Raw genomic sequence first — 24,790 nt, 5'->3', positions numbered from 1 at the left:
ATAACGACAACAACTGCGAGTCAGTTGCGTTTAAGCGCGGAGTAGCGGCGCGGCGCGTCGATCCCGTCGACAAGATCGGCAAGTACGCGGCCGATAGCCGGGGTGAACTTGAATCCGTGCCCGGAGAACCCGGCCCCGACCACCAGCGGTTCGTTGGCCGTGCTCGTGTAAGTGCAGTTGCTCCTGGGTGACCACCAAACGGGGGAGGTGCACCTGCGCCCCGACAAGCTTGCTGGTCCAGGCGCCCGCCGTGATGACAACCCGGCGCGGTGATCTCCAGCGAATCAGTCACGACGACGGCCCGATCGTCGCCGAGGACGCGGATGTCGCGAACAGGGATCGAATACTCGAAACGGGCACCGTGTGCCTCGGCCGATGCGCGCAGCGCCCTGAGGGCCTCGGCCGCCCGGACCCGGCCCGATTCCGGCACGAAGAGAACATCGCTTCGGAACGCCACGCCTGCCCAACGCTCCCTGAGTGCGAGCTGCCGCGCCGCAGCTGATCCCATTGCGCCTCCGCCGACTACGACGACGTCAACATCCACCCCGGATTCACCATCCTGTCCTGCGGCCTCCCATCGAGGTCCACTGCAGTTTCCATTCCACGTGCACGGAGCGGCTGTTTTGAGCTGCACCGTCGGCATGGAAGATTGGATAGGGTGAAATTCCTCCTTCCCTCGCAGACCTCGTCCTCGCGTGGCGTCGCATTTCTGAGGATCGTGTTCGGCGGCCTTTTGCTGCTGCATGGAGTCCAGAAGCTGCTCGCGGGACAGCCTGCGTTCGAGGCAACCATCGCTGCCATGGGTGTTCAAAAAGCGGAGCTGATGTCCTGGCTCGTTATCTGGGGCGAAACCGGGTTGGGCGCACTTTTGGTGCTCGGCGCCCTGACCAGGGTGGCTGGCTTCCTGGCAGCCCTCATGTACGCAGGGATCTGGTTTGTCACCGAATCAGGCAAGCCGCTGTTGAGCGATAGTCCCGGAATCAACGCTGAGCTGCTCATTCTGTATATCGCACTGGCGTTGGCGTTTGCCTTCATTGGTTCCGGGGCGGTTTCGCTGGACCGGAAACTGTTTGCCGGGAAGCCAGCCCGGAAGTCACGGCGCCAGGCGCCCTAGCGCCGACCGGCCTGGAGACCCGCGCGGGCCATGGCGTCCGCGTAGGAGCGGCCCATTTCGATCAGCCATTCGGTCTGGCGTTCCTTGGAACCGGCGAAGGCGCGCCCGTGCAGCGAACGGGCCTTGTAGACCTTCAAGCCGCGGCGCCAGATCAGCTGGTTGTCAGTCTTGAGGAGCATCTGCGCCAGGCGGTTGGCTTCCGTTCCGTGGGCGACGATCGCCGAGGCGCGTGGAACGAGTTTGAGGAAAGCGAGGAGCGGCTTCAGGCCGGCGGCGACCTGCTCGGGAGTCAGCTTTCCGTTCGCCTCGCCCGGAGTGAACCACGGGTGGGTGTTCCACGGCATCATCCATTCCGGGCGCAGGCCGAGCTGGAACTGCAGGCCCAGTAGCCGGGTGGCGGCGGCGTCGTCGCCCGCCCAGACAACGCCCCGCGAGGAGGCCTCGCTGTTGTTGGAAAACAGGGTGACAATCCGGCACTCCTCCACCGAGTGCATCGGATCCACATAGGGGACTTCGAAGCCGGGGCGGAGCTTGCGGAGGAACTCCACATGCTGGTTCACCGGTGCGATGTGCGGGGCGAAGAAGGGGCTGACCGGTACCGGTGGAGTCACGGCTTCTTCGGCGGAAGCCTCTGCGGAGGCTGCCGGTTCGACGACGGTCGGTTCGACGACGGCCCTTTCGACGGCGGCCCTTTCGACGGCGGCCGGTTCGACGGCGGTCGGTTCGACGACGGCGGGAGCGGCCGCAGGTACCACCGTGCGGGTAATGACCGGGCTGGCCTTGGGCATCGAATTTGAGGAAGCCTTCTTCGGCGTGGCCGTCTTTACGGCGGCGGCCTTCGGAGTGTCTTTCCTGGCCGGAGCCTTCTTTTCGGCCTTGGCCGGGGCGTCCAAGTCATCCTCGTCGTCGAACAAACCATCGAAGAGCTTGTCGAGTTCGTCGTAGCCGCTGCCGTAGTCGTCGTCGAGCTCGGGGCCGCGCCCGAAACCTTCCTCGTACCGCGAGTCCAGTTCGCTGCGGTAATCCTCGTCGTGTACCTCGAAAAAGTCCGGTTCGGCCAATGCGGTCATGAGAGCAGGGGTCTCCTGGGGTCGGGCAGGGGCCGGTGCCGGGGCGCGTGGGAGCACGTCCGTTCCGGGCCAGTTGATGGGGGGCTCTCCGGGGGGCCGGTTGAGCCTTTAGATCTTAGCAAGCCACAGGTGGTCTGCTGTCCTTCCGCCGTTCACCTGACGCGGGATGTCGCGCAGCCCCGGGGCATGAAGGAACCACGATGCGTCGAACATCACCCGTATGCGCCGGCGAAGGCGGAAGCAGAGACGCGAAAGGGCGGTGGAATGAACGAAAAGTCCATTCCACCGCCCTTGTTCGGCGTCAGTTGTTCGGCGTCAGCGCTCAGACATGAATGACGAATTGCGCAAGTGCTGCGGCAGCTATGAAACTCGCGGAGAACGTGATTGTCGCCACAATCACCGTGCGCCAGTTCAGGGTCTTCAGCGCGTTGATGTCGCGCCCCACGTTCATGCCGAGCAGGGCGATCGAGCCAAGGCCCACGTAGAGCGGGTCGAGGTTGTGGGTGAAGGAGACGATCATGCCACCGAAAGGCAGGATCGGAGCCGTTGCCAAGGTGGCGAGTGCAAGGACCCATACGCTTGACGGCACGGCGGGCACGTACTTGGCGAGTACGAATGCCAGCGCGGTGAGGAGGCCAAGGATCACCACGCCAATGACATCGTTGACACTGATGGACTTGGTGCCCAAGGCGTTGAGGACCACGCCCGCGGCGATGCTTGCAACGAAAGCGATGATCCAGGTTGAAGGCTTCGTGCGCACCTCCGGGTCCTGGAGCACAGCCGAAACGTCCACCTTGGTTCGGTCCTGTGGCCGGCGCAGGTTCCCGACAACGGCGTTCCCGTTGCGGTCAAGGCGCTTGCCCTCGTCATCGCGGCGGAAGAGGCGCGACCAGAACTTGTAAAGCCGCAAGGACATCGGCAGCGAAAGGAAGGCCCTGGCGTAGAAGCCGACAAGGTTCGTCACCAGATTCGACAAGGCCGCCAGCGCCATGATCTCCGGCGCCTGCTCCGGATGCATGATTGACAGGGCGGCTACGCCACCAAGCATCATGGATCCCGAGCCGAGGCCCAGGCCCAGCGCCAGGGCACGCGGGTCGAAGATGCCCATCCCGCCGAGCAGGCCTGCCAGCACGGAAATGAAGACTGCGCCGAAGACGCTGCCCAGAAGCCACACGGAGAACACGCCGCGGTAGACCGGGGATTTCACGCCGAAACGCTGCAATGCGTAGGCCAAGTAGGATTCGCGGTCGATTGCCCAGGTGGCACCGATGGCCGTGCGGCCCATGCCCAGCGCGACGCCGACCGGCAGCGCGATGATGACCGTTCCGAAGATGTGGCCTACTTCCTGGAGCAGGATGGCCGGGCCGAGGGTGGTCAGTTTGGAGAAAGAGGGCCCCACCTGGGTGCCGAGGGCCCCTAGGAACATGACGATGCTGACGTTGAGCAACACCGAGGCCACGGCGCGGCTTTGGCCGGACATGGGGCGTACCTTCTGGACGCCGATGACAGCGCCAATCAGCACGGCCCACAACACGGGCATGAGCACGATAGCGGCGTTGCCCAGGGGAATCTTGTGCGTTCCGGCCAGGATGGCGACGGCGCAGACGGCTGTGGACAGCAGGATCATCGATCCCCATTGCCGCGCGGTCGGGGTGAAGAGGCGGGCCGGTCCGTGATCGACATTGACTACGGGCGTATCCACCTCCGGAGTGGTTGTGGATTGGTTCTTCATTGTTGGCACCCTTCGTGTGCTGCAGCGGCGAAGGACGGATATGTCCACGCCATTTGGTATACCAAAGGTGGTAAGGTGGATCACATTGCAATGCAAGACATGTCACAAAAGCTGCTCAAAGTCCTGAAGGTGAAGGCGTCCTCGCGCCCGGCCAACTTCGAACTTGATCTGTGGCTATTTGCCCTGGGATACCAAACTTGGAGGGTTTATGATTACTCAGCTTTCTTCCCGGTACGTCCTTGGCTATGACGGGACCAGGCATGTGATGCACACGGATGGGCACGTCGTGATGCGGGATGACGAGATCATCTACGTCGGTACCGACTACACGGGTCCCGTGGACGAACGCCGGGACTTTGGCCAGAGCCTCATCGCACCTGGCCTCATCGATCTCGACGCCTTGACAGACATTGATCACATGATCTTCGACTCCTGGCCCACAGACGAGACCGCCGCGGGCCTGCAATGGTCTGAGGACTACTTCCGCAACCGCCGGCGCGATGTCTTCACCGCGGCGCAGCGCCAGAGCGTGCGAAAGTTCGCACTGGCGCAGCTGGCCTTGCACGGCGTGACCACCTACATGCCGATTGCCTCGGAGATCCACAGTTCATGGGCCGAAACCTTCGAAGAACTCAAAGGAATGGCACAGTCCAGCATCGAGCTCGGCCTGCGCGGCTTCCTGGGCCCCGCGTACCGCTCGGGGATCAACGTCACCGACGACGACGGCCAACGCGTGGTCCTCTTCGACGAGGAGGAGGGACGCAAAGGATTCGCCGACGCCGCACGGTTCCTCGATTACGCCGCCGAGCTAGGACACCCGTTGCTTACCGGTGTTCTCCTGCCGTGCCGCATCGAGACCCTTTCGGACGAGCTGATGCGCCGGACTGCCGAGCTGGCCACCGAACGGAATGCACTGGTCCGCCTCCATTGCCTCCAGCAACCCAATGAAGACGGGTTCCTCGTCAAGCTCACGGGACGCACCGTCCTGGAGCAGCTTGCGGATTCCGGCCTGCTGGATACCCGGCTCCTTATCCCGCACGGGGTTGTCATCGACGGCACCGACCCGTCCTCGAGTGCAGAGGGCGGGCCGTTGGATTTGCTTGCCCGGCATGACGTCAGCATCATCCACTGCCCACTGACGTCGTTCCACTACTCAGGCATGCTCAAGTCCTTTGATGCCTTCGCAGCCGCCGGGGTCAACATGTGCCTGGGAACGGATTCATTTCCGCCGGACCTGATCAAGGGCATCGACGTCGGCACCCACTTGGCGCGCATCGCAGAGGGCCGCCGGGACGCCGGCACGGTGTCGGCGTTCTTCGACGCTGCCACTTTGGGTGGCGCCAGGGCATTGGGCCGCGACGACCTGGGACGCCTGTGTCCGGGCGCGCAAGCGGACATCATGGTCGCTTCCCTGGGTGCCTTCCGTGACGGGGTCGTGGAAGATCCATTGCGCACGCTGATCCTCAACGGCTCGGCACGCAATGTCACCGACACGTACGTTGCGGGCCGCCCCGTGGTTGTTGGCGGCTCGCTCCCAGGCATCGAACTGGATGAACTGCGCGCTGAGGGTCAGCGGCTTTTTGGACAGATGGTAGAAGCCTACGGCGAACGCGACTACAGGCGGCGCGATGCTTCCGAGCTGTTTCCCCCGGTGTACGCCCCGGCTGCGGTCCGGATCCAGTGACCCGACGGCCAACGCACCGTAGGAGTCGGAATTCCCCCGGTGGTTCCACGCATGAGCTCCTCCGCGGGGCTGTTGGCCCTGCGGAGGAGCCGGGAACAGGCTACATCCAGTGCGCTGGAGTAGCCCGAGCCAGTGATTATGCGGGAATTGTTTCCCGGATCTTCCGGCTACCCACCATCACGATGAGTCCAAGCAGCAGCAGAGCTGCCGCGAACAGCAACCACAGACCATTTACTCCAGTGCTTGCGAGAACGGCCGTTCCAGCCCCGACAGCAACCTCTGCAGTAACTGAGGCCGCATTGGCTTGTGCTGCAGTTCCGGATGCGATGGCCGACGGCGACTCAACCGAAGGAGCGGCTGCAGCCGGATCGACAAAGCCCTGAGAACCGACCTGCTGGTTCGCGGCCGGCTGGTTCACGACGGGCGGGGTGACCGTCGACAGGTTCACGACGCCGGAAGGCAGACCCAAACCTACCGATGCGGTGCCGACAGTGATCGGCAGACCCAAGGGTGCGGTGAGTCCCGTACCCGAGAGGATGCCGGTAGCTGCCGTTGGCGTGGTGCCGAGCAGGTTCAAGGGTGGGGTGAGTCCCGTACCCGAGAGGATGCCGGTACCTGCGGGCGTGGTGCCGAGCAGGTTGAGGGAGGTGTCACCGACGGTGACAGGAGCGGTTACCGGTGCCGTGACGCCGGTGCTTCCGGTGGTTCCCGTCGGCGTGGTGCCGAGCAGGTTCAAGGGTGCGGTGAGTCCCGTACCCGAGAGGATGCCGGTAGCTGCCGTTGGCGTGGTGCCGAGCAGGTTGACTGAGGTGTCACCGACGGTGACAGGAGCGGTTACAGGCGCCGTAACGCTGGTGCCTCCGGTGGTTCCCGTCGGCGTGGTGCCGAGCAGGTTGAGGGAGGTGTCACCGACGGTGACAGGAGCGGTTACCGGTGGCGTGACGCCGGTGCCTCCGTTGGTGCCGCCTGCGGGCGTGGTGCCGAGCAGGTTGACCGAGGTGTCACCCACGGTTGCCAGTCCGGTTACCGGAGCCGTGACGCCGGTGCCTCCGGTGGTGCCGCCTGCGGTCGTGGTGCCGAGCAGGTTGAGGGAGGTGTCACCTACGGTGACAGGAGCGGTTACCGGTGCCGTAACGCTGGTGCCTCCGGTGGTGCCGCCTGCGGTCGTGGTGCTGAGTACGTTGACCGAGGTGTCACCGACGGTGACTGGCGCGCTGACGGGAGCCGTCGCCTGGGTGCCAGAGGCTGTTCCAGTGGCGGAATTGCTCAGAACTGCCAGTGAGGTGGCTCCGATATTAACAGGGACCGATATCGGAGCCACCACCTGGGTTCCGGACGGGACGGCTGCTCCGCCGGAATTGCTCGCCGGGGCCGGAGCCGGGGCGGGTGCAGGGGTGGTGGTCGTGGCGCCCGAGTTCCCAAGTATTGAGAGCGACGTCGACCCGAGAGTCACCGGAATGGACACCGGTGCAGCGACTTGAGTGCCTGAGGCATTGCCTAGCGCACTTGTAGTGGTGTCTGCCGCGTTCGCGGCAGTTGCGCCGAGGGCTATCAACCCACCGGCAAAGAGGGTGCCAAGCAGCCCCTTGCGAATCATGCTGTGCATTGTGTTTTCTCCTGAACGAGTAGTTCCCTAAGGCGTCCGCAGGAGCCTGCGTGTCCGCCCGGATTGGCCATCTGCCGCCGTCCAGAATTGGCTTCTGGGAAGCGGCGGGGCTCGGAACTAGTCGGGGGAAGAACCCGGGTCAAACGACACCGGGGCCGGAACTCTGCCGGCAGCAGCTGTGGACACGAGGGTCCCAGTCAAGGGGCAAAACAGGTTAGTGCCTTGGAGCCAGGCAGTAGCAGCCCCCGAAGGATTGCTGGAAAGGACTGCGGATCCGCTTACGGTGTCGCTGCCGCCTGGTGTACCGGGCGGGAATGTCCCGCCGGACGGGGGCGCTGAAGGATCGTTGGAACCGCTAGCCCGGACTGTCGCCTTCAAAGGTGCCCCATGCAGGCCCGGCGGGCCACTAGGGACAGCGAGGCTGAGCATCGGGGCCGCGACATCCTGAGCCAGCGTTGAGGGGACTCCGGCAACGGGCTCAACAACAGCGGGTCCCCCTGCAAGAGCGACGCCATCGGGGATTTGGATGGAAGGGACAGTGATCTCTGGGGTGGCGACCGGAAGGCTGCCAACCAACGAACCAACGCTTGACCCAACCCCGTCAACCGCGCTCGCTGCCGGCGACACAACGTTTGTAGTCACCGCACCAACGGTCCCCTCAGGGAGGACTGCTCCGACCACGGGAGTGCTGGCCACAAGTTGGTCGACGCTCCGAGTCAGCTGGGGAAGTTCGCTCACAGTCGGCACTTGGACCACGGTCACCGAAACGGTATTGCCGGGGATCCCGGAGAGCCCCTTTGCAGCGTTGTGCACGACGTTTGACACTGCGGAGACCGCGCCGCCCAAAAGCGTGTGGTTGTTCGTGCTGCCGGAATCAGCGTTGGCTGCAGTGGAAGAGAGGGCGATCCAAACAACGGCCCCGGCGCCAGCGAGCATGACGGAGCGGAGAACATGAAGAACGCGCGACTTACTTTGCTCAGCTTCCATCTCGACACCCCCCAGCGTCAGCTTGGATCGACAATCGCTCCCATCCTAGGCCTCACTAGTTAACTAGTCCAGACGTTGGACGACGGATTCGTCATTCAGTTCAGCGGGCGTCGTTGGCGTATCGGACTCCGAGCTGGGACCGCACCCCGTCGAAGAGGCGCATCGTGTTCAGCGAATCGTCCAAGGGCATCACGGGACTTTCGGTCAGTCCTTGTTGGACACAGCGTGTCACCTCACGAAGTTCGTAGGTGTAGCCGATCCCTACCGCGTCAAAGCGTTCGGTCCGTGGTTCATCCCAGCCGGTTCGGATCAGTAGCTCGCGCGGATTGTTGATGGATCCCTGCGTCTGGAGGAAGCCCTTGGAGCCTGCAACGGACGCCGAGCGCGGCCCATGGGCCAGCAACGAAGAGGTCAGCTGGGCGATGGCACCGCCGTCGTAAGCCAGCGTGAGCGCATTCTGCGAGTCGACGCCGTCGTCCGTTAAGGTTCCCACTGCGCTGACCGACTGCGGGAAACCGAGGGTGCCCAAAGGCCAGAGCAGGGCGTATACGGTGAGGTCCAAAAGTGCCCCGCCGCCGTCCGCCGGGGCCCAGATCCGGGCCGAGGGGTCATAGGGGGCGGGGAAACCAAGGTCGGCGCTGACCCACTTGATGTCGCCCAGTTCGCCTGACGCGGCAATGGCGAATGCCCTCTGCATGCTGGGCAGGAACCGACTCCATACGGCTTCCATGACGAACAATTTCCGTTCCCGGGCCAAAGCGACGAGCTCTGCCGCTTCACGGCCGTTGATGGTCAAGGATTTCTCGCACAGGACGTGCTTGCCCGCGTTGAGGGCGTCCCTGACGATCTCGAAGTGCTGGGCGTGCGGGGTGGCCACATAGACAACGTCGATGGCGTCATCGGCGAGCAGCCGCTGGTAGCCGGGCACACCGCCGTCGTCCCCGTAGGACTTCGTGACCCCATGCGCGGCAGCAAAGGCGTCCGCGGATTCCTGGCGCCGGGAACTCACTGCGTAGAGGTTTGCGTCCTCGAGCTGGGCGAGGTCGCCGCTCACGGTTTTAGCGATCCCTCCTGTGGCGATAATGCCCCAGTTCAGAGCCTTGCCGGTGGCTGCGCGGGGATCCTGGTTCGGCTGGCTGAACAACCATGGCTTGGCGATATGCAGACTCATGCGGCCTATCCTCTCATTCCGCCGCAAGCGTTATACAGCACACGCTCAAGTCACGAGCCATCTGAACTTCGTCGGAGCCATCGCCTAAGCTGATGGTCATCATCCCTCGCAGAGAGGTTCTGTGGGGAGTTACCGAATGGAGTAGGGATGGGTGTTTTTCGACGCGTCATTTTGCCTGTGGCGTGGCTGCTGGTTTTTGCAGTGATCGCCGTGGCCTTGGTGAAGATCGCCTTTGTGGATGGGCTGAAGCCGCAGGGTGCCGAGCCGGCCCCGATGGCCAGGGTGGAGACGCCTGTTGTGCCGGCGGCGCGCGCAACGGTCACCAATACCGTGCAGATCAAAGCCACCGTTCAGAGCGACCCCGTTGTCGGTGTCCGCAGCACGGCGGCGGGAACGGTTGTCCACCTCTATGTGGAGCCGGGCGTTGCCGTGGCCAAGGGGGACCAGCTCTTCCAAGTCAAGTCCGAGCGGACCAAGCCTGCCAGCACTGGCACAACGCCCGGGGAGAAGACCACGTCGGAACCCGTGTACGTGTACACCGACGTGCTCGCCCCTGCCGCCGGCAAGCTCAATGAACTGACTGCCCTCCTTGACCAGCAGTTAAGCGTGGGCGAAGTTGTGGGCAAGGTCGATCCCGGGACCTTCACGGTGTCCGGCGCGGTCAACGCCGCCCAACAGTATCGGCTTCTTGCTAAGCCGGGCTCAGCGCAGATCTCCCTGGTGGGCGGGCCGGCTCCGTTCGCCTGCCCTGCAGTGACGCTGAAGAACAACGCCAACGACGCCGGAGCCACTGCCGGCGCGAACGGAACCGGCGGTGTGGGGATGGCCGCGCCGGCTGGCGCACTGGCGCTGGCCGCGGTGCCCGCGCCAGGCGGGGAAACGCAGAATGGCGGCGTGAGCACCGGGACCCTTAGTTGCCCTGTCGCGGCCGGAGCGGAAGTCTTCGCCGGCTTGGGAGCAACCATGACGGTGAGTGCGGGCGAAGCCAAAGACGTGGTCACCGTTCCACTGACCTCGGTGAAGGGCAGCGTCAAAGAAGGCATTGTCTGGATGGCCAGTGTGGCGGCCGAGGGTAAAGCGCCTGAACAACGGACCGTGAAGCTGGGCCTGAACGACGGCTCCAAAGTAGAAGTGGTCTCTGGCCTGGCCGAAGGCGAACGGGTGCTTGAATTCGTTCCCGGCGCCCCGGCCGTCCCCTCCCAGCAAGGTTACGGGCCAGGCGGGGCACCCTATGGTCCGGCGGGAGGCTAGGCATGGAAAGCCTCGTGAGTTTGCGCGGTGTCACGCGCACGGTGGTGCTGCCTGACGATCAGAAGCTTCATATCCTCCGCGGGATCGACCTTGAGATTTCCGCCGGCGACCACACCGCGATCATCGGCCGCTCAGGCTGCGGGAAGTCAACGTTGCTGAACCTCCTGGGTCTGCTGGACGTGCCCACGTCCGGCGAAATCCAGTTTCTTGGCACACCTGTGCTACAACTCGGTGGCAACGCGCGTGCACGGCTTCGAGGCTCCACAGTTGGCTTCGTGTTCCAGCAATTCAACCTGCTCCCCGGCCGTAGCGCACTGGACAATGTCATCACGCCGCTCCTCTACGCCCGCGGCCGCGATTTCCTGCGACGCCGTGAACTGGCCATGGACATGCTGGACCGCGTGGGACTTGCCGGCCGCGCCCAGACCATGCCGAACATGCTCTCGGGTGGTGAGCAGCAGAGGGTTGCCATCGCGCGGGCCTTGGTCCGGCGCCCCCGTCTGATCCTTGCCGACGAACCCACAGGCGCGCTCGATGTAGAGACCGGGCAATCGGTCATGGCACTTCTGGACCAGGTGGCCACGGAGTCCGCCGCGGCACTTGTGACCATCACCCACGACAGCAATGTGGCCGCACTGGCACGGTCCCGCTTCCGTCTGGACTCAGGCGTTCTCCATCCCCTTGAGGGCGAGTCGAACTCGGGGACCGCTTTGTCGGAACCGGCCTCGTCGGCACCGGCTTCGCCGGGTCCAGCGCTGTTGGGGCCCACATCGTCGGAGGTCGGTCGATGATCGGTTTCATGTCAGCCATGGTGGAAGCCTGGCAGGAACTGCGGATCAACAAAGTCCGGATCCTGTTGGCTTTGCTGGGCGTAGCCTTGTCCGTAGCGGCGCTCACGTCCGTGGTAGGCGTCGGCAATCTTGCACGCGAAGGATTCAAAGCTTCGTCCGAGCGCACAGGGGGGCGCTCAGCAACGCTCGCACTAGGGGTCAATGGTCCAACCCAGCCGGATCCAGCGCGCCTGGATGCGGCGTATCAGTCCATCGTTGACCGTTACGGTATTGCTTTCTCCTCGCACGAGGGCCACGCCGAGCAGCCGTTCCAGTTCCCTCGCGGTGTCCAGTCTGTTCAATTGATGGTGGTGGACCCCGGACACGGGGTCATTCACCGTCTGGAGTTGCGGAAAGGGTCCTGGTTTGCCAGCGACGACGAACAGCGGCTGGCGCCCGCCGTCGTCGTCACTGAAGCGTTCTACAACGCGGCTGGCAGGCCGGACCTCGCCTTGCAACCCGGCATCAAGACCGCAGGCGAGCAGGAATCGAATGCAGTGATCATCGGCGTCGTGCCGGACACTTGGCCGGATGCACCCCCGGCGGCGTACATACTGTCGGGCGCCGCCAAGCAAATGGGAGTCAACCAGCTCGGTGGGCAGTTCAAAGTATGGGTGCAGGACGGGCAAGCAGAAATGCTCTCGGCAGCCATCCAGGCCGATTTGGCGCAACAGTTCCCCGACACGAACATCATGGCGCAGCGGATCGACTTTGCGGCACACGGAGATCCCCTGGCCCCGGTGCAGCTGGTGGTAGGCGGTATTGCCGGCCTGGTCCTCTTGCTGGGCGCGGTGGGGATGTTGAACATCTCGATGGTCACGGTCCGCTACCGGGTGCGGGAAATCGGTATCAGAAGGAGCTTCGGAGCGACCTCGGGGCGGATCTTCCTGGGCGTGATGATGGAGTCCGTCGTGGCCACCGCAGTGGCCGGGTTGGCCGGCGTCATGTTGGCAGTGGCGGTGGTCAAACACCCCTGGATCCAGTCAAAGGTTGCCCCAGCCCTCAGCCAGTACCCTCCGTTCCCCATCGAAGCGGCCATGCTCGGTTTCGGAGCAGCTGTGCTGGTAGGAGCATTGGCCGGAGCAATCCCGGCACTTGTGGCGGTGCGCGTCAAGGTTATCGACGCGATTCGCTTCTAAGGAGCCGAGCCCGGCCGCCCGGGCCGCCCGGAAAGAGGGCCAGGAACCTCGCGGTTCCCGGCTCTCTTTCCGTTGTTTGGAAAACGTGATCAGGCCCCGGCAGCGACCCTCGGACGCACCGTTTCCTCGCTCAGTTTTCCCTGCTGCAGCCTGAAGCGCCGTTCGGTTTTCTGCGCCAAGCTGCGGTCGTGCGTTACCACCAGAATGGTGGTGTTGTGGTCCCGGCTCAAGGAACTGAGCAGTTCGATGATGTGCTCACCGGTCTGCTCATCCAGGTTGCCGGTGGGCTCGTCGGCCAGGATGAGCTTGGGCTCGTTGGCCAGCGCCCTGGCAATGGCAACCCGCTGCTGCTCGCCGCCCGAGAGCTTGTTGACGCGCCGGGACTGTTTCTCCGGATCCAGCTGCACCTGCTCCAAGAGGGACCGCGCCCGCTCCAAGCGGGCAGCCTTCCGCATTCCCGCGAACTCCATGGGCAGCATCACGTTGTCCACTGCCGAGAGGTTGGGGATGAGGTTGAACTGCTGGAAAACGAAGCCGATGTCCCGGCGTCGGTATTCGGTGAGTTTGCCGGCGGGCAGCCCGGCCAGGCTGACCCCGTCCACCACGACGTCCCCGCTGGTGGGCTTGTCCAAGGCGCCGAGCAGGGAGAGCAGGGTGCTCTTTCCGCTGCCGCTCTTCCCCACGATCGAGGCGAGGGTGCCCTTTTCGAGCTCGAAACTCACGCCGTTGACGGGCTTGATGGTGCGGTCGCCGGACTTGAATTGGCGGACCAGGTCTTTGACTTCAATCATGGCTATTCTCCTCGGAGGACTTCGATGGGGCGGATGCGGGCTGTGAGCAGCGCTGGTACCAGGGCGCCCACGACGGCGACGCCGAAGACCGCGGCAACGCCGGCGGCAATGACGCCGGGGGAGGCGCTCGCCGTGACTGAGGTGAGCAGCTGGGAGGCTCCGCCGAAGGGGTTTCCACCAGGTCCGCCGAAGCCTCCGCCGCCGGGGCCGCGCTGGCTCGTGGCCGCCGTCGAGCTGTTGGAACTGATCAGTGCCGAGGCGATGCCGCCGCTGGCGAACGAGGCAATGGCAGCGCCAACGACGCTGCCGAGCGCCACGAGGACGAGGGCTTCGAGCACGAACTGCAAGCCGATGGTCCGGTTGCGGGCGCCGATGGCCTTCAGGACCCCGATCTCACGGCGGCGCTCCCGGACCAGCATGACCATGATGAGCAGGATGATCAGGCCAGCCGTGCCGAGGGCTGCGATGAATGCGACGAGTGAAATGTTCTTGACGCTGTCCAGGGAACTGACAGCGGTTTCGAGGTTCCGCTGGCCCTGCGTCACGTCGGCCTTGCCCGAGCCCAGGGCAGTCTGCAGTGCCGTCTTGGCGGCATCCACGTTCGCCATGCTGTTGACCGTCACCACCATGCTGGAGAGCTCGCCCGGGGTTGCGGCGAGGGCCTGGGCCTCGGCGAGTGTCGTGTACACGGCGTTGTTGCCGAAAGTGGTGCCGGCGTCGAAGATGCCCGCTACCGTGAAGGTCTTGTCGGCGATAGTGAACGTTGAGCCGGCCTTGAGATTGTTCTTTGTCGCGAGAGTGGTTCCGACGAGGGCCTTGGTGCTCGCTACGGTGTAGTCGCCCAGGCCCGTGCCGCTGGTGATGTTCAAAGCCTTGCCGGCGGTGTCCACCTCGGCGCCTATACCTGTAGCCGTGATGGGCAGCGAGAACGTCGGCGCGGTTCCGGTGCTTCCCGTGCCGGTGCTGCCCGTGCCGGTGCTGCCGCTGGTGTTGTTGCGATTGCCGAGCGTGCCGGCGTCGATGGCTGCCTGAAGGTTTGTGGTGACGCTCGTGCCGCCGCCGGGACCGCCACCCGGTCCGGCTTGCTGCGTCGTGGTGCCGGTCGAGGCCGCCGTTGCGGTCTCCAGCCGCAGCGCCTTGGTGCCCACCACGGAGACGACGTTCGGTACGGCTGCCGCCGTCGCGGTCTGGGCCGTGGTGAGCGGCTCGCCGCCGCCGTCGAAGCCCTGTGCCCCGGCGGGGTTCACGGTCAGGACCGTGCCCACGGAGGCGTTGAGCTCCTGGACTTTGCCGCCAACGGCTTGGTTGGCCACGAGCATGGCCAGCGCCAGCCCGATCGCGACGGCCAGCACTGCCACTACAGCCGCGGTTCTTATTTTGTTGCGGAAGGCATTGCCTACACTCCGGGCGAGGACGCTCACGATTCTCCTTCTGGACCTGGCCCGCCCCAGCGGCGCGCCTCCTCACCTAACAGTGCTCACCGCGGCTGTGCGGTTGTGCTGCTGTTGCTATGCGGGGCCTGTGAAGAGTTGCGCGACGGCGGATGGAACCGGACACAGCGACGGCGGCCACCCCCTTGAGTGGGGATGGCCGCCGTCGTTGGTGCCTAGATGAGAACTGTTACTTGGTGATCGGTCCGAGGATCGGATCGTCCACGTAGGCCGTCTTCACGTTGGCGAGGGTCACGATGACCGGAGGCAGCAGGTATGCCGGAACGGTCTTGACGCCGTTGTTGTAGGACTTGGTGTCGTTGATTTCCGGGGTCTTGCCGGACTGGACGTCCTGGACCATGGTGATGGCGTGCTCAACGAGCTTGCGGGTGTCCTTGTTGATGGTGGAGTACTGCTCACCGGCAAGGATGGACTTGACCGACTCAACTTCGGAGTCCTGGCCGGTCACGACCGGAAGCGGCTTGCCCGCCGCCTTGACCGAGGTCAGGATGGCGCGGGCCAGGGTGTCGTTCGGGGACAGCACGCCGTCCAGTGAAGCGCTGGTGTAGGTACCCGCGAGGAGGGTGTCCATGCGCTTCTGGGCGTTCTCTGCCTTCCAGCCCTGGGTGACGGCCTGCTCGAAGGACTTCTGGCCGGAAACCACCTTGAGGGTTCCGTCATCGATCTTCGGCTGCAGGATGCTCATGGCGCCGTCGAAGAAGACCTTCGCGTTGGCGTCATCCGGGGAGCCTGCAAACAGCTCAATGTTGTACGGGCCGCTCGGCTTCTTGGCCTTGAGTCCGTCCAGCAGGGCCTGTCCCTGCAGCACGCCGACCTTGAAGTTGTCGTAGGCCACGTAGTAGTCCACGTTGGAGGTGTTCAGAAGCAGGCGGTCGTATGCAATGACCGTAGCGCCGGCGTCCTTGGCCTGCTTGAGCTGCGTGCCCAGCTGAGCGCCGTCAATGGCGCCGACGATGATGAGCTTGTCGCCCTTGGTGATCATCGCGCTGATCTGGTTCTGCTGCTCCGAAACGCCACCGTTGGCGAACTGCACATCCGGCTTGAAACCTGCGCTCGTGAGCCCGTCGTTGAAGAGCTTCTCTGCCAGGACCCAGTTCTCACTGGTCTTCTGGGGGAGCGCGACGCCGATCGAGGAACCCTTGGGGAATGCCTCGCTGCCGCTTGATGAACCACCGGTGCTGCCGCTGTCCGTACGGCCGCAGGCCGTCAGCGCCAGAGCCGCGATCGCAGCTACTGCTGCTGCCTTTCCTGCTTTACCAAACATTCGCATATCTTGGTTCGCTTTCTTTGTTGTGGATGGAACAAGTCGTCTTGAAGCCGATCAGGCTTCCTTGGAGATGACTTCCTTGGTTGAGGTTGTCTCGTCCGGGGCGTTTTCGCTGCTCCGGCCGAAGTTCTTCATCATCATTCCGATGATCGATTTCTTGCCCTGCGTCTTGTTGTAGACGTCGAAGGCAACTGCTGCCAGCAGCACGAGGCCCTTGATGATCTGGGTGAGGTCCGCGCCGACGCCGAGCAGCTGGAGGCCGTTGTTGAGGACGGCCATGACCAGGCCACCAACGATGGAGCCGATCACGGTACCCACGCCGCCGGTGACCGCTGCGCCACCGATGAAGACCGCAGCGATCGCATCCAGCTCCCAGCCGACGCCGTCGAACGGACCTGAAGCGGTGGAGCGGCCCACGAAGATCATGCCGGCGAGGCCGGCAAGGATGGACATGTTCATCATGACCATGAAATTGACCTTCTTGGACTGAACGCCGGAGAGCTCAGCCGCGTGGCGGTTGCCGCCGACTGCGTAGATGTGGCGGCCGATGACCGTCTTGGCGGAAATGAAACCGTAGATCAGGACCAGCACGGCCAGGATGAGGCCCGGGATGGGGAACGAGGTGCCGGGGCGGCCAGTCGCGAACAGGTAGGTGGCGTAGAGGATGGCTGCATTGACAAGCACAAGCTTGGTGACCATCACCCAGCCTTCTTGTACTTCGGCGCCCAATGCCTGGGCGGTGCGGCGGGAACGAATCGCACTGAAAATCACGAATGCGACGGCGATAAGGCCCAGCAGGATTGTCAGGTTGTTATATCCCGTTTTCGGCCCTATCTCGGGCAGGTACCCGGAGCCCAGGTACTGGAAGTCTTCCGGGACCGGAACGGTGTTGGACTTGCCGACGAACTGGTTGAAACCGCGGAACAGCAGCATGCCCGCAAGGGTCACGATGAATGCCGGAATCCCGACGTATGCCGTCCAGAATCCTTGCCAGGCCCCGATCAGGGCGCCGAGCAGGAGCCCGAACAGGACTGCTACGTACCAGGGCAAGTGCCAATCCCTGATGGCCAAGGCCACCGAGATACCGACGAAGGCCGCTACCGAACCTACGGAAAGGTCGATGTGGCCGGCGATGATGACCAGGACCATGCCAATGGCCAGGATCAGGATGTACGAGTTGCCGTTGAAGAGGTTGATGACGTTGCCCGGGGTGAGAGTGCGGCCCGAGGTGAAGATCTGGAAGAAGATGACGAGTGCAACCAGGGCGAAGATCATGCCGAATTGGCGGGTGTTGCCACCGAATAGCTTCTTGAGCGCGTTCATTGTTTTGGGTCCTTGTGTCCGTGTGGTTCTGGAGATGACCGGGGTCAGGCAGCTTTGCGGCTGGATGTCATGAGCTTCATGAGGCTTTCCTGGCTGGCTTCGTCCTTGTTGAGTACGCCAGTGATGGAGCCCTCGAAGATGGTGTAGATACGGTCGGAGAGGCCCAGCAGCTCGGGAAGCTCGGAGGAAATCACAATCACGCCTTTCCCCTGGTTGGCGAGCTCCTGGATGATTCCGTAGATCTCGTACTTGGCACCGACGTCGATTCCGCGGGTGGGTTCATCCAGGATGAGAAGGTCCGGATCGGTGAACATCCATTTGGCGAGAACAACCTTTTGCTGGTTTCCGCCGGAGAGCTTCGATACGCCTTCCTCGACCGACGGCGTCTTGGTGCGCAGCGATTTCCGGTATTGCTCGGCCACCATGAATTCCTTGTTGGTGTCCACAACGATTCCCCGGCTGATCTTCTTCAAGTTGGCAGACACCGTGGTGGTCTTGATGTCGTCCAGGAGGTTCAGTCCCAGGCTCTTGCGGTCCTCCGTGACGTAGCCGAGACCGGCGTCGATCGCCTGGCGGACGCTGCGCATCGTGATCGGCTTGCCGTCCTTGTACACCTGCCCCGAGATGAACCGACCATAGGAGTGGCCGAAGACGGAGCGGGCAAGCTCGGTGCGGCCGGCGCCCATCAGGCCCGCAAATCCGACGATTTCACCGCGGCGCACATGGAAGCTGGAGTTCTTGCACACCAGGCGGTCCTGGATCTGGGGATGACCGACGGTCCAATCCTTGACCTCGAAGAACACCTCGCCGATCTTCGGCGTGTGGTCGGGGAAGCGGGACTCGAGCGTCCGCCCGACCATGCCCTTGATGATCCGGTCCTCGTCGACGCCGTCTTCCACGACGTTGAGCGTCTCGATGGACTTGCCATCGCGGATGATGGTGATCTCGTCCGCGATCTGCTCGATCTCATTGAGCTTGTGGGAAATGATGATGGACGTGATGCCCCGGCCCTTGAGCCCAAGGATCAGATCCAGCAAATGCTGGGAGTCCGATTCGTTGAGGGCTGCTGTGGGCTCGTCGAGGATGAGCAGCTTGACGGACTTGTTCAGGGCCTTGGCAATTTCCACCAATTGCTGTTTGCCGACGCCGATTTCCTTGATGGGGGTATCCGGGTCCTCGCGCAAGCCAACCCGTGCGAGCAGTTCGATTGACCGCTTGCGTGCCTCGGCCCAATCGATGATGCCACGACGGACGGGTTCGTTGCCGAGGAAGATGTTTTCCATGATGGACAGCTCGGGGATCAGCGCCAGTTCCTGGTGGATGATCACGATTCCCGCATGTTCGCTGGCCCGGATGTCCTTGAACTGCTGGACTTCCGCCTGGTACACGATGTCGCCGTCGTAGCTCCCGTAGGGGTAAACGCCGGAGAGCACCTTCATCAACGTGGACTTTCCTGCACCGTTTTCGCCGCAGATCGCGTGGATTTCGCCCACCTTGACCCGGAGGCTAACGTCCGAGAGCGCCTTCACGCCGGGGAATTCCTTGGTGATGGACCGCATCTCGAGGAGAACCGGATCCTGGTGCGTTATGGGGGTCGACATACCCTTGCGCCTCCAATGTTTGACGTCGTTGTCGGCTCGGGGATGGCGAGCCTATCTGATGAGAAAGTAAACTGGATCACACCGCTTGTCGTCAAGACTTTAACGCAAGACGGCGATAACAGCGTGGTAACGAATTGTTCAGCCCTGCTTGATTCCGGCGTGCTGGAACACCAAGGCGGCCGCCCCGAGGGCCTCCGCCCGGGCGCCGAGCGAAGACATCGCCAGATGCGTTGTCTCGCCGATCACGGGCACTGCATGGCGGACGAGGCCGCGCCTGATCGGGTCCAGGAGGATGTCGCCGAGGCCGGCCAAGGGGCCGCCCACCACGATGACTTCCGGGTTTATGAGATTCGCCACATTGCCCAACGCCCGCCCCACCGCGAGCCCCGCGTCGTCCACCACGCGAAGGGTCGCCGGATCCCTCGCCAGGGCGTTGCGGACAATGTCCTCGGGCTCGAGGTGCAGCCCCGAGCCCTTCCCGAGCAGCTCGATCATGGTGGTGGTGGAAGCCATCGTTTCCAGGCAGCCCCGGTTGCCGCAGCGGCAGATTGCGCCGTATTCGTGGATGGTTGCATGGCCGATTTCTCCCGTGATTCCCACCGCCCCGTAGTAGGGCGCGCCATTGATGATGAGTCCCGCTCCAATGCCGGAACCGATCTTCAGGAACATGAGGTTGCTGACCCCGCTGTGGGGTCCCCAAGTCACCTCCGAGAGGGCGCCCAGATTGGCGTCGTTGTCAACGTATACGGGAAGATCGAGGGCTTCTTCCAGTCGTTCGAGAATCTGGATCCCCACCCATTCGGGCAGGATGGCACCCTGTGCCACGGTGCCGGAACGGCGGTCGATGGGGCCGGCTATGCCGGCGCCCGCGCCAACTACCGCGCTTCGGTCAACCCCGCTTTCGAGCAAGAGTTTGTTGAGGAGCGCGACGGCGGCGCTGATGCCCTGTTCGGCGTGGTGGCCAAGGGGTAGCGTGACGGTTTCCTCGACGATGATGTGATAGCCCAGCGAGGCCAGGACCACCCGCAGGTGGCGCCGGCCAAAATCGATCCCGACGGCGACAGCACCGTTGCTGTTCAGCCTGACGTTCAGTGCCCGGCGTCCGGAGCTGGTGATCGGTTCGGTGGAGACGAGCCCTGCGTCCTGCATGATCTTGACGATGTTTGACACCGTTGCCGTGGAAAGGCCGGTCTGCCTGGCGAGTTCGGCCTGGGTGGATGGGCCGCTCAGCAGGCATTCGATGATCCGCTGCTGGTTCAGGTGGCGCAGTGCTGATTGCGAGCCAGGGTTTTTGCGGTGGCTCTTCGTCGAGCTGGATGTTGCAGGCATGACATGAAGCGTGCCTCAAATCACAGTTGCAGTCAAGAAGTTAACGCAATGGAGTAAAGTTGCATCTCCGTCATGAACTGTGCCGCAGATTTGTACGATCCATCCCCGGCGGGCTGTCCGCAGGTCCATTTGTCCTGTGGGACCGGCCCGCGGCTGGCTAGGCTGGAATCACGAGTAATCCCGGGCGTGTCTCCCATGAACGCCCGACGGGGATGCAAGGTGCTATCGAGGTGGTAATGATGCTGCTGTCCGTTCTGCAGGCCAATGCTGTTGTCCTGGACATCGACGCCAATCTGAAGACGGTCGATGCGGCGGCACAGCGTGCTGCCGCGGCCCGGGCCTCCTTGTTGCTGACGCCCGAACTCTTCCCGGTGGGGTACGCGCCGCTGAGGCTCCATGCGGAGCTGGACCCTGCAGTTCTCCCAAGCATTCGCGGGCGTCTGGCGGACATCGCGCGCACGCGCGGAATCGGACTGGTCTACAGCCTTCCCGCACCGGCCGCCGATGGCGGCTGGCATATCTCCGCCACTCTTCTGGACGCGCACGGAACCGTGCTCCTGGACTACGACAAAGTGCACCTCTTCGGCGAGGAGGAGCGAAAGGCGTTCTCAGCCGCCCAAGCGGCTCCCGGCGTCGTGGACTTCGACGGGATCAAAACGTCGCTGCTGATTTGCTACGACGTCGAGTTTCCCGAAAGCGTCCGCGCTGCGGCCATCCGGGGCGCTGAGCTTCTGCTGGTTCCCACCGCCCTGTCCGCGGGCTTCGAGGCCGTGCCGCAGGTCCTGATCCGGGCCCGGGCGCTGGAGAGCCAGCTCAACGTGGCCTACGCGAACCACAGCGGCCACGAGGACGGGTGTGACTTCCTTGGCGGAAGCGTGGTCGCCGGTCCGGACGGTTCATTGCTCGCGGCTGCCGGGGATGGTGCGGCATTGCTGTTCGCCGAGATCTCCACGGAAAGCGTCAAAGCGGCCCGGGAACAGGTGCCCTACCTGAAGGAACGCCACCCGGAGCTGTACCGCGAGTGGGAAGACTAGGCTCCACAGGGTTGAGGGTCCGAATGCATGGGGTGGCGGCACTTGTCCACGGCAACGCAGGAGCCCTGGACCTGGTGATGGAGTTGTCGTCATTTTCATCGCGGATCCATAACAAAAGTGATAGTTGTATATCGATTGCCTCTGATCGCAGGTAGCGTAGGAGGGTGCGGACCATGAAAAATTCGCTCAAACAGGAACGACGCATTTTGTTCGCTGTATGGGCTGTCGCTGTTGTCGCGGGAGTGGCCGGAGGCCCTTTTCTTGCTACGGTAACGGGCCAGCCCTGGGTATTTTTCGGTCTGCTGGTCCTGGCGGTCCTGCTGGGCTTTTGGCATAGCAGTTTCCGCCGGCGCTCGCAGAGACCCTGATCAGCAGTTGTTCCCGGGCGCTCGTACGCCAACCGTCCGAGCCCACACACGGATTCCGAGAATGAGGCTGCGTCCATCGCCAAAAAACGGCAGAAGGAAGACTGCATGCAACAGGAACCAATACTGCAGCAGGGAGCCGGGCGCGAGTAGGGCAACCAGCGCCCCGACCAAGCAGGATGCACTCGGGCCCAGTATTGCCACGACTGCGATCTGCCACCCGTAGAGACGCCCGACCGGAATGACGGAAAAGCGAAGGACTCCGGCAGATATCACGATGTCTGAAACCCCGCGAAACAGCCTCATGCCCGCAACATGGGACCACTCATGCACCAGAAAACCGCCCAGCAGGAAAAGTGCATGCACAAGGAGCCACAGGCCGGCCTGGAAAAGGATTGGGTCAGTCGTCACCGCGGCCAGGAAGGTGGACGCAGTGAAGCTGAGAACGACGGCGGCAAATGGCCATCTGCATGACCATATGAGTTGCTTGGCTATCAGGCCGACGGTCGCATCCGTGAGGGTGATCGTGCGAACGGTCAACCCTGGTCTGCTCGTAGGAGTCGCTTCTTGCGGAGCTTCAGTCGTTCCAGGACTGCAGCAACGGCAACATAAAAAACCAAGCATGCCGCGAAGACCAAAGCGATGGGCGCGCCGTTCGACACCCCGATTTCCAATGCGGTCGCTCCGTCGGCCTGTTCATGAGGTTCGAAGAAGAGCGCGCCGAACAGGCCAAATTTCCTGACTCCTATTTCTGACGCCGAGAACATCGTGGTGATGAAACTCGTGACAACGACGATCATGGTGACAACAAAAGAGACTGTCAGCCCAGCGATGAATCTAAGCAACCACTTCATGGCGCGCAATCCTCTCCATTCTTCGCATACCCAGGATGCTGTAAAAGACGACGAGTAAGTTAAGGGCAGCGAAAATTGCCGCACTGATAATTGGATCAAAGTTAAAGACGTTCAAACCAAGCGCCACAATCATGACGACTATCATCGTTAGCAGGACTCCGATGATGACAGTGAATGGGTTTCCCTTCTCGGGAGGGAAAGCGATGCCAACCAGGGTTGATATGAGTATGTTGCTCAAGCAGAATCCGAGCACAGGCAGGCAGGCTTCAAACGAAACTCCCTGGGCCACGGAAATCGTGATGACGGGAATGCCTACTACCATCAGGAGGACGCCTTGCGAGCCCACGAGGCGCAAGTAGTTCGCAACAGTGCGACCCGGATAGGTGACCATGCGTCGGAGAGGTTCCGAGTTTGAAAATGCATAGACTCCCTGAAACGTTATGAGAGCAAGGGCGTAGGGTGGCAACACCAGATGCTCGAGCCAGGCGAAGACCGAATAGATGATGATAAAAGAGACAGCCACCATTGTTTCGAAACTTCGAAACAAGACCAGAAGGTAAACACCGAACTTACGTCCTGCCAAGCATGAAGGCAGAAAGACGAAGAAACGACGCATCGGAACGTAATTCCTGGGCGCGATAGCCACTATTGCTGGAATTAGTGCTGCTGATGTCGCAAGCAGCACTAAAATGGAAAACCAGAGACCGACGTCTTCCTGCAGCTTCGCGTAGAGCAACACCGGTGCATTGTAGTCGCGCCCGAATACGTAGCTTTCGGCGATCTGGCTGCTCTGCTCGTTGGTTTGAGGAAAGGCCACGGCCAGCCCGAGAGCCAGCACCATCGGGACTACCAAGCCGCGGAGTCGGGCAATCCTGAGGGCCTGTAGACCACGTTCAAGGAGATAGTAGCCGAGGCTCAGAAGTAGGTACGTTGAAATAGCGGGAAACCAGATGGACGCCAGAACCCTCGGAATGTAATCAGTTCCCTCGATCAGCACGGTTGAAATGGAGAATGCACCGAAAACGAACACGGTCACAAGGAGAACGAGGGACGACTCAAAGAGCGCAAATGCCATTGTCCTTTCCTTGTTGGTCACTGGCAGATTAAAGGAGAGCTTCAGAAGCTCATCTGCCTTCATGAACAGCACCCGGATCAGTGTGTACGCGATAAGCACCCAGAATCCGACCGATGCGTTGGCGACTTGAAGAACAGGCTCAAGCAGGCCGGTTCCACCGAGATACTGGCGGATGACCACATAGCTCAACACGTTGAATCCGGCGAACACGGCAACGAGCAGGAATATGGCTGAAAGCCGGGCAGCCGGGCTTGCCAACAGGCCTCGTCCGAAGACGCGTCTCACGATGAAGAGCCAGAACAATCGAAACAGAAGAACTACGCTCTTGAGGCGCATTTATGACGGTTCCATCGCTTGGATGAATTCGTTGGCAAGGTCAGCTATCGTGCCGTGATCTTGGATGATTTTCCGGACCGGAGCCTGAACCACGAGGGCCCCTTGGACGAGAAGTGCCAGCTCGTCAGCGACGTGCTCCAACATGGTGAAGTCATGGCTGCACAGCAGAACTGAGCGGCCTTCTTTGGCAAGATTCCGGATATCGCGCTCGAAGAGGTTGATCGCATCGATGTCGACGCCATTGAGGGTCTCATCGATTACGGTAAACCTTCGCCTGAGCATGAACGCGGCGATGAGTTGCAACTTCTTCCTCATGCCGTGTGAGTAGTCTTCGATCAAGTCGCGCTGTCTTTCGCGCATCGAGTACCTGGCGAATTGCGTCCTCAGTGCCTCGTGATCCATGGGTTCTCCATAGAGCCCGTGCATGAAACGCACGTATTCTTCCCCTGTGAGGAACTCAGGGAGGTAATCATTGCTCGACAAGTAGATCGAGGACATCTTGGCGCTGCGGCTCTGACTACTGTCAGACCCAATGTGGACGCGGCCGCTTTGAAGTTGGAGCAGATCCAGGATGACCTTTATCAGGGTGGACTTTCCAGACCCGTTGGGACCAATGAGGCCCATGACCTGGTCCTCGGCGATCGTGAACGAGACATCATGAAGCACTTGGGTCCTGGAATTGTAGGCGTAGTTGACGTTGGCAACACTGAGAGTCATGGCGCGTGATTCCGATGCTCTGGTCGTCGTGGCACGTTGTCTGTGCCACCACGACGGCTGGCT

At 62.5% G+C, this 24,790-nt stretch carries 23 protein-coding genes; 7 read left to right on the top strand and 16 right to left on the bottom strand.

From position 1 onward, the window contains the following. Positions 1-20: 20 nt before the first annotated feature. Complete coding sequence (locus tag ABD742_RS16840; protein ID WP_268819144.1) at positions 21-143, bottom strand: hypothetical protein; 123 nt, start codon at positions 141-143, stop codon at positions 21-23. Positions 144-250: 107 nt separating this feature from the next. On the opposite strand from ABD742_RS16840, the gene ABD742_RS16835 reads away from it, so the two are divergent. Together ABD742_RS16835 and ABD742_RS16830 are read left to right on the top strand one after the other, a co-directional pair. After that, positions 251-502 (top strand): hypothetical protein, encoded by a 252-nt coding sequence (locus ABD742_RS16835; protein ID WP_234751203.1) that lies wholly within the window; start codon positions 251-253, stop codon positions 500-502. A gap of 156 nt (positions 503-658) precedes the next feature. Further along, positions 659-1,114: a DoxX family protein gene (locus ABD742_RS16830; protein ID WP_234751205.1), complete on the top strand. Its 456-nt coding sequence runs from the start codon at positions 659-661 to the stop codon at positions 1,112-1,114. Here the strand turns inward: ABD742_RS16830 and ABD742_RS16825 are convergent. Then, on the bottom strand, positions 1,111-1,725 hold the full coding sequence (locus ABD742_RS16825) for a uracil-DNA glycosylase family protein (protein WP_372460935.1): 615 nt from the start codon (positions 1,723-1,725) through the stop codon (positions 1,111-1,113). The two genes, ABD742_RS16830 and ABD742_RS16825, sit on opposite strands and share 4 nt — an antisense overlap. Before the next feature lie 781 nt (positions 1,726-2,506). Beyond that, positions 2,507-3,916: a DUF3100 domain-containing protein gene (locus ABD742_RS16820; RefSeq protein WP_234751207.1), complete on the bottom strand. Its 1,410-nt coding sequence runs from the start codon at positions 3,914-3,916 to the stop codon at positions 2,507-2,509. 208 nt (positions 3,917-4,124) lie between these two features. Between ABD742_RS16820 and ABD742_RS16815 the strand changes: the two genes are divergently transcribed. After that, on the top strand, positions 4,125-5,600 hold the full coding sequence (locus ABD742_RS16815) for a chlorohydrolase family protein (protein WP_234751209.1): 1,476 nt from the start codon (positions 4,125-4,127) through the stop codon (positions 5,598-5,600). Positions 5,601-5,736: 136 nt separating this feature from the next. On the opposite strand, the gene ABD742_RS16810 is transcribed toward ABD742_RS16815, so the two are convergent. The 3 genes from ABD742_RS16810 to ABD742_RS16800 form a co-directional block, all read right to left on the bottom strand. Continuing rightward, positions 5,737-7,206 carry a hypothetical protein gene (locus tag ABD742_RS16810; protein ID WP_234751211.1) on the bottom strand — a complete coding sequence of 490 codons (1,470 nt, stop codon included), beginning with the start codon at positions 7,204-7,206 and terminating at the stop codon, positions 5,737-5,739. A gap of 117 nt (positions 7,207-7,323) precedes the next feature. Then, positions 7,324-8,193, bottom strand: coding sequence for a hypothetical protein (locus ABD742_RS16805; RefSeq protein WP_234751213.1), 870 nt, complete (start codon positions 8,191-8,193; stop codon positions 7,324-7,326). 100 nt (positions 8,194-8,293) lie between these two features. Next, entirely contained in the window at positions 8,294-9,364 is a 1,071-nt protein-coding gene (locus ABD742_RS16800) for a Gfo/Idh/MocA family protein (protein WP_234751215.1), read from the bottom strand. Positions 9,365-9,511: 147 nt separating this feature from the next. Here ABD742_RS16800 and ABD742_RS16795 point away from each other — a divergent pair, with 147 nt between their 5' ends. Genes ABD742_RS16795 through ABD742_RS16785 form a run of 3 tightly spaced genes read left to right on the top strand, consistent with a single transcriptional unit; the run spans position 9,512 to position 12,584 of the window. Continuing rightward, positions 9,512-10,615: an efflux RND transporter periplasmic adaptor subunit gene (locus ABD742_RS16795; RefSeq protein ID WP_234751217.1), complete on the top strand. Its 1,104-nt coding sequence runs from the start codon at positions 9,512-9,514 to the stop codon at positions 10,613-10,615. Positions 10,616-10,617: 2 nt separating this feature from the next. Then, positions 10,618-11,406, top strand: coding sequence for an ABC transporter ATP-binding protein (locus tag ABD742_RS16790; RefSeq protein ID WP_234751219.1), 789 nt, complete (start codon positions 10,618-10,620; stop codon positions 11,404-11,406). An 8-nt stretch (positions 11,407-11,414) separates the two neighbouring features. Next, positions 11,415-12,584: an ABC transporter permease gene (locus tag ABD742_RS16785; RefSeq protein WP_234751221.1), complete on the top strand. Its 1,170-nt coding sequence runs from the start codon at positions 11,415-11,417 to the stop codon at positions 12,582-12,584. A gap of 89 nt (positions 12,585-12,673) precedes the next feature. On the opposite strand, the gene ABD742_RS16780 is transcribed toward ABD742_RS16785, so the two are convergent. The 6 genes from ABD742_RS16780 to ABD742_RS16755 form a co-directional block, all read right to left on the bottom strand. Beyond that, the gene (locus ABD742_RS16780; protein WP_234751223.1) at positions 12,674-13,375 is read right to left on the bottom strand and encodes an ABC transporter ATP-binding protein; all 702 of its coding nucleotides are present in this window, start codon (positions 13,373-13,375) and stop codon (positions 12,674-12,676) included. 2 nt (positions 13,376-13,377) lie between these two features. Further along, on the bottom strand, positions 13,378-14,796 hold the full coding sequence (locus ABD742_RS16775) for an ABC transporter permease (RefSeq protein WP_234751225.1): 1,419 nt from the start codon (positions 14,794-14,796) through the stop codon (positions 13,378-13,380). A gap of 199 nt (positions 14,797-14,995) precedes the next feature. Beyond that, positions 14,996-16,096, bottom strand: coding sequence for a substrate-binding domain-containing protein (locus ABD742_RS16770; RefSeq protein ID WP_234751227.1), 1,101 nt, complete (start codon positions 16,094-16,096; stop codon positions 14,996-14,998). 51 nt (positions 16,097-16,147) lie between these two features. Then, positions 16,148-17,416 carry a multiple monosaccharide ABC transporter permease gene (gene mmsB / locus ABD742_RS16765; RefSeq protein WP_234751229.1) on the bottom strand — a complete coding sequence of 423 codons (1,269 nt, stop codon included), beginning with the start codon at positions 17,414-17,416 and terminating at the stop codon, positions 16,148-16,150. 44 nt (positions 17,417-17,460) lie between these two features. Next, a complete protein-coding gene (gene mmsA / locus ABD742_RS16760) occupies positions 17,461-19,017 on the bottom strand; it encodes a multiple monosaccharide ABC transporter ATP-binding protein (RefSeq protein WP_234751231.1) in 1,557 nt (518 codons plus the stop codon). 138 nt (positions 19,018-19,155) lie between these two features. Beyond that, on the bottom strand, positions 19,156-20,346 hold the full coding sequence (locus ABD742_RS16755; protein ID WP_234751232.1) for an ROK family transcriptional regulator: 1,191 nt from the start codon (positions 20,344-20,346) through the stop codon (positions 19,156-19,158). Between the two features lie 236 nt (positions 20,347-20,582). Between ABD742_RS16755 and ABD742_RS16750 the strand changes: the two genes are divergently transcribed. Next, positions 20,583-21,380: a carbon-nitrogen hydrolase family protein gene (locus tag ABD742_RS16750; protein ID WP_234751234.1), complete on the top strand. Its 798-nt coding sequence runs from the start codon at positions 20,583-20,585 to the stop codon at positions 21,378-21,380. A 368-nt stretch (positions 21,381-21,748) separates the two neighbouring features. On the opposite strand, the gene ABD742_RS16745 is transcribed toward ABD742_RS16750, so the two are convergent. From ABD742_RS16745 to ABD742_RS16730, 4 genes are read right to left on the bottom strand one after another with little or no spacing between them, the layout of a single operon-like run. Further along, positions 21,749-22,285, bottom strand: coding sequence for a hypothetical protein (locus tag ABD742_RS16745; protein WP_234751236.1), 537 nt, complete (start codon positions 22,283-22,285; stop codon positions 21,749-21,751). Beyond that, positions 22,282-22,599 carry a hypothetical protein gene (locus tag ABD742_RS16740; RefSeq protein ID WP_234751238.1) on the bottom strand — a complete coding sequence of 106 codons (318 nt, stop codon included), beginning with the start codon at positions 22,597-22,599 and terminating at the stop codon, positions 22,282-22,284. Before ABD742_RS16740 ends, ABD742_RS16745 begins: the two co-directional genes overlap by 4 nt. Then, positions 22,583-24,010, bottom strand: coding sequence for a hypothetical protein (locus tag ABD742_RS16735; protein ID WP_234751239.1), 1,428 nt, complete (start codon positions 24,008-24,010; stop codon positions 22,583-22,585). The genes ABD742_RS16740 and ABD742_RS16735 overlap by 17 nt, the downstream gene beginning before the upstream one ends. After that, complete coding sequence (locus ABD742_RS16730) at positions 24,011-24,727, bottom strand: ATP-binding cassette domain-containing protein (protein ID WP_234751241.1); 717 nt, start codon at positions 24,725-24,727, stop codon at positions 24,011-24,013. Positions 24,728-24,790: the final 63 nt, after the last annotated feature.

Source organism: Arthrobacter ramosus, assembly GCF_039535095.1.
GTDB classification, from domain to species: Bacteria; Actinomycetota; Actinomycetes; order Actinomycetales; family Micrococcaceae; genus Arthrobacter; species Arthrobacter ramosus.
The sequence above is the reverse complement of the archived record's forward strand: the minus strand, read 5'-3'. Positions and strand labels throughout refer to the sequence as shown.

Excerpts from the sequence above, each read along its gene's own strand:
- ABD742_RS16810 (WP_234751211.1), bottom strand. The coding sequence starts at position 7,206 with ATGCACAGCATGATTCGCAAGGGGCTGCTTGGCACCCTCTTTGCCGGT.
- ABD742_RS16815 (WP_234751209.1), top strand. The coding sequence starts at position 4,125 with ATGATTACTCAGCTTTCTTCCCGGTACGTCCTTGGCTATGACGGGACC.
- ABD742_RS16780 (WP_234751223.1), bottom strand. The coding sequence starts at position 13,375 with ATGATTGAAGTCAAAGACCTGGTCCGCCAATTCAAGTCCGGCGACCGC.
- ABD742_RS16770 (WP_234751227.1), bottom strand. The coding sequence starts at position 16,096 with ATGCGAATGTTTGGTAAAGCAGGAAAGGCAGCAGCAGTAGCTGCGATC.
- ABD742_RS16795 (WP_234751217.1), top strand. The coding sequence starts at position 9,512 with ATGGGTGTTTTTCGACGCGTCATTTTGCCTGTGGCGTGGCTGCTGGTT.
- mmsA (WP_234751231.1), bottom strand. The coding sequence starts at position 19,017 with ATGTCGACCCCCATAACGCACCAGGATCCGGTTCTCCTCGAGATGCGG.
- mmsB (WP_234751229.1), bottom strand. The coding sequence starts at position 17,416 with ATGAACGCGCTCAAGAAGCTATTCGGTGGCAACACCCGCCAATTCGGC.
- ABD742_RS16790 (WP_234751219.1), top strand. The coding sequence starts at position 10,618 with ATGGAAAGCCTCGTGAGTTTGCGCGGTGTCACGCGCACGGTGGTGCTG.
- ABD742_RS16755 (WP_234751232.1), bottom strand. The coding sequence starts at position 20,346 with ATGCCTGCAACATCCAGCTCGACGAAGAGCCACCGCAAAAACCCTGGC.
- ABD742_RS16785 (WP_234751221.1), top strand. The coding sequence starts at position 11,415 with ATGTCAGCCATGGTGGAAGCCTGGCAGGAACTGCGGATCAACAAAGTC.
- ABD742_RS16750 (WP_234751234.1), top strand. The coding sequence starts at position 20,583 with ATGATGCTGCTGTCCGTTCTGCAGGCCAATGCTGTTGTCCTGGACATC.
- ABD742_RS16730 (WP_234751241.1), bottom strand. The coding sequence starts at position 24,727 with ATGACTCTCAGTGTTGCCAACGTCAACTACGCCTACAATTCCAGGACC.
- ABD742_RS16740 (WP_234751238.1), bottom strand. The coding sequence starts at position 22,599 with ATGAAGTGGTTGCTTAGATTCATCGCTGGGCTGACAGTCTCTTTTGTT.
- ABD742_RS16735 (WP_234751239.1), bottom strand. The coding sequence starts at position 24,010 with ATGCGCCTCAAGAGCGTAGTTCTTCTGTTTCGATTGTTCTGGCTCTTC.
- ABD742_RS16805 (WP_234751213.1), bottom strand. The coding sequence starts at position 8,193 with ATGGAAGCTGAGCAAAGTAAGTCGCGCGTTCTTCATGTTCTCCGCTCC.
- ABD742_RS16820 (WP_234751207.1), bottom strand. The coding sequence starts at position 3,916 with ATGAAGAACCAATCCACAACCACTCCGGAGGTGGATACGCCCGTAGTC.
- ABD742_RS16800 (WP_234751215.1), bottom strand. The coding sequence starts at position 9,364 with ATGAGTCTGCATATCGCCAAGCCATGGTTGTTCAGCCAGCCGAACCAG.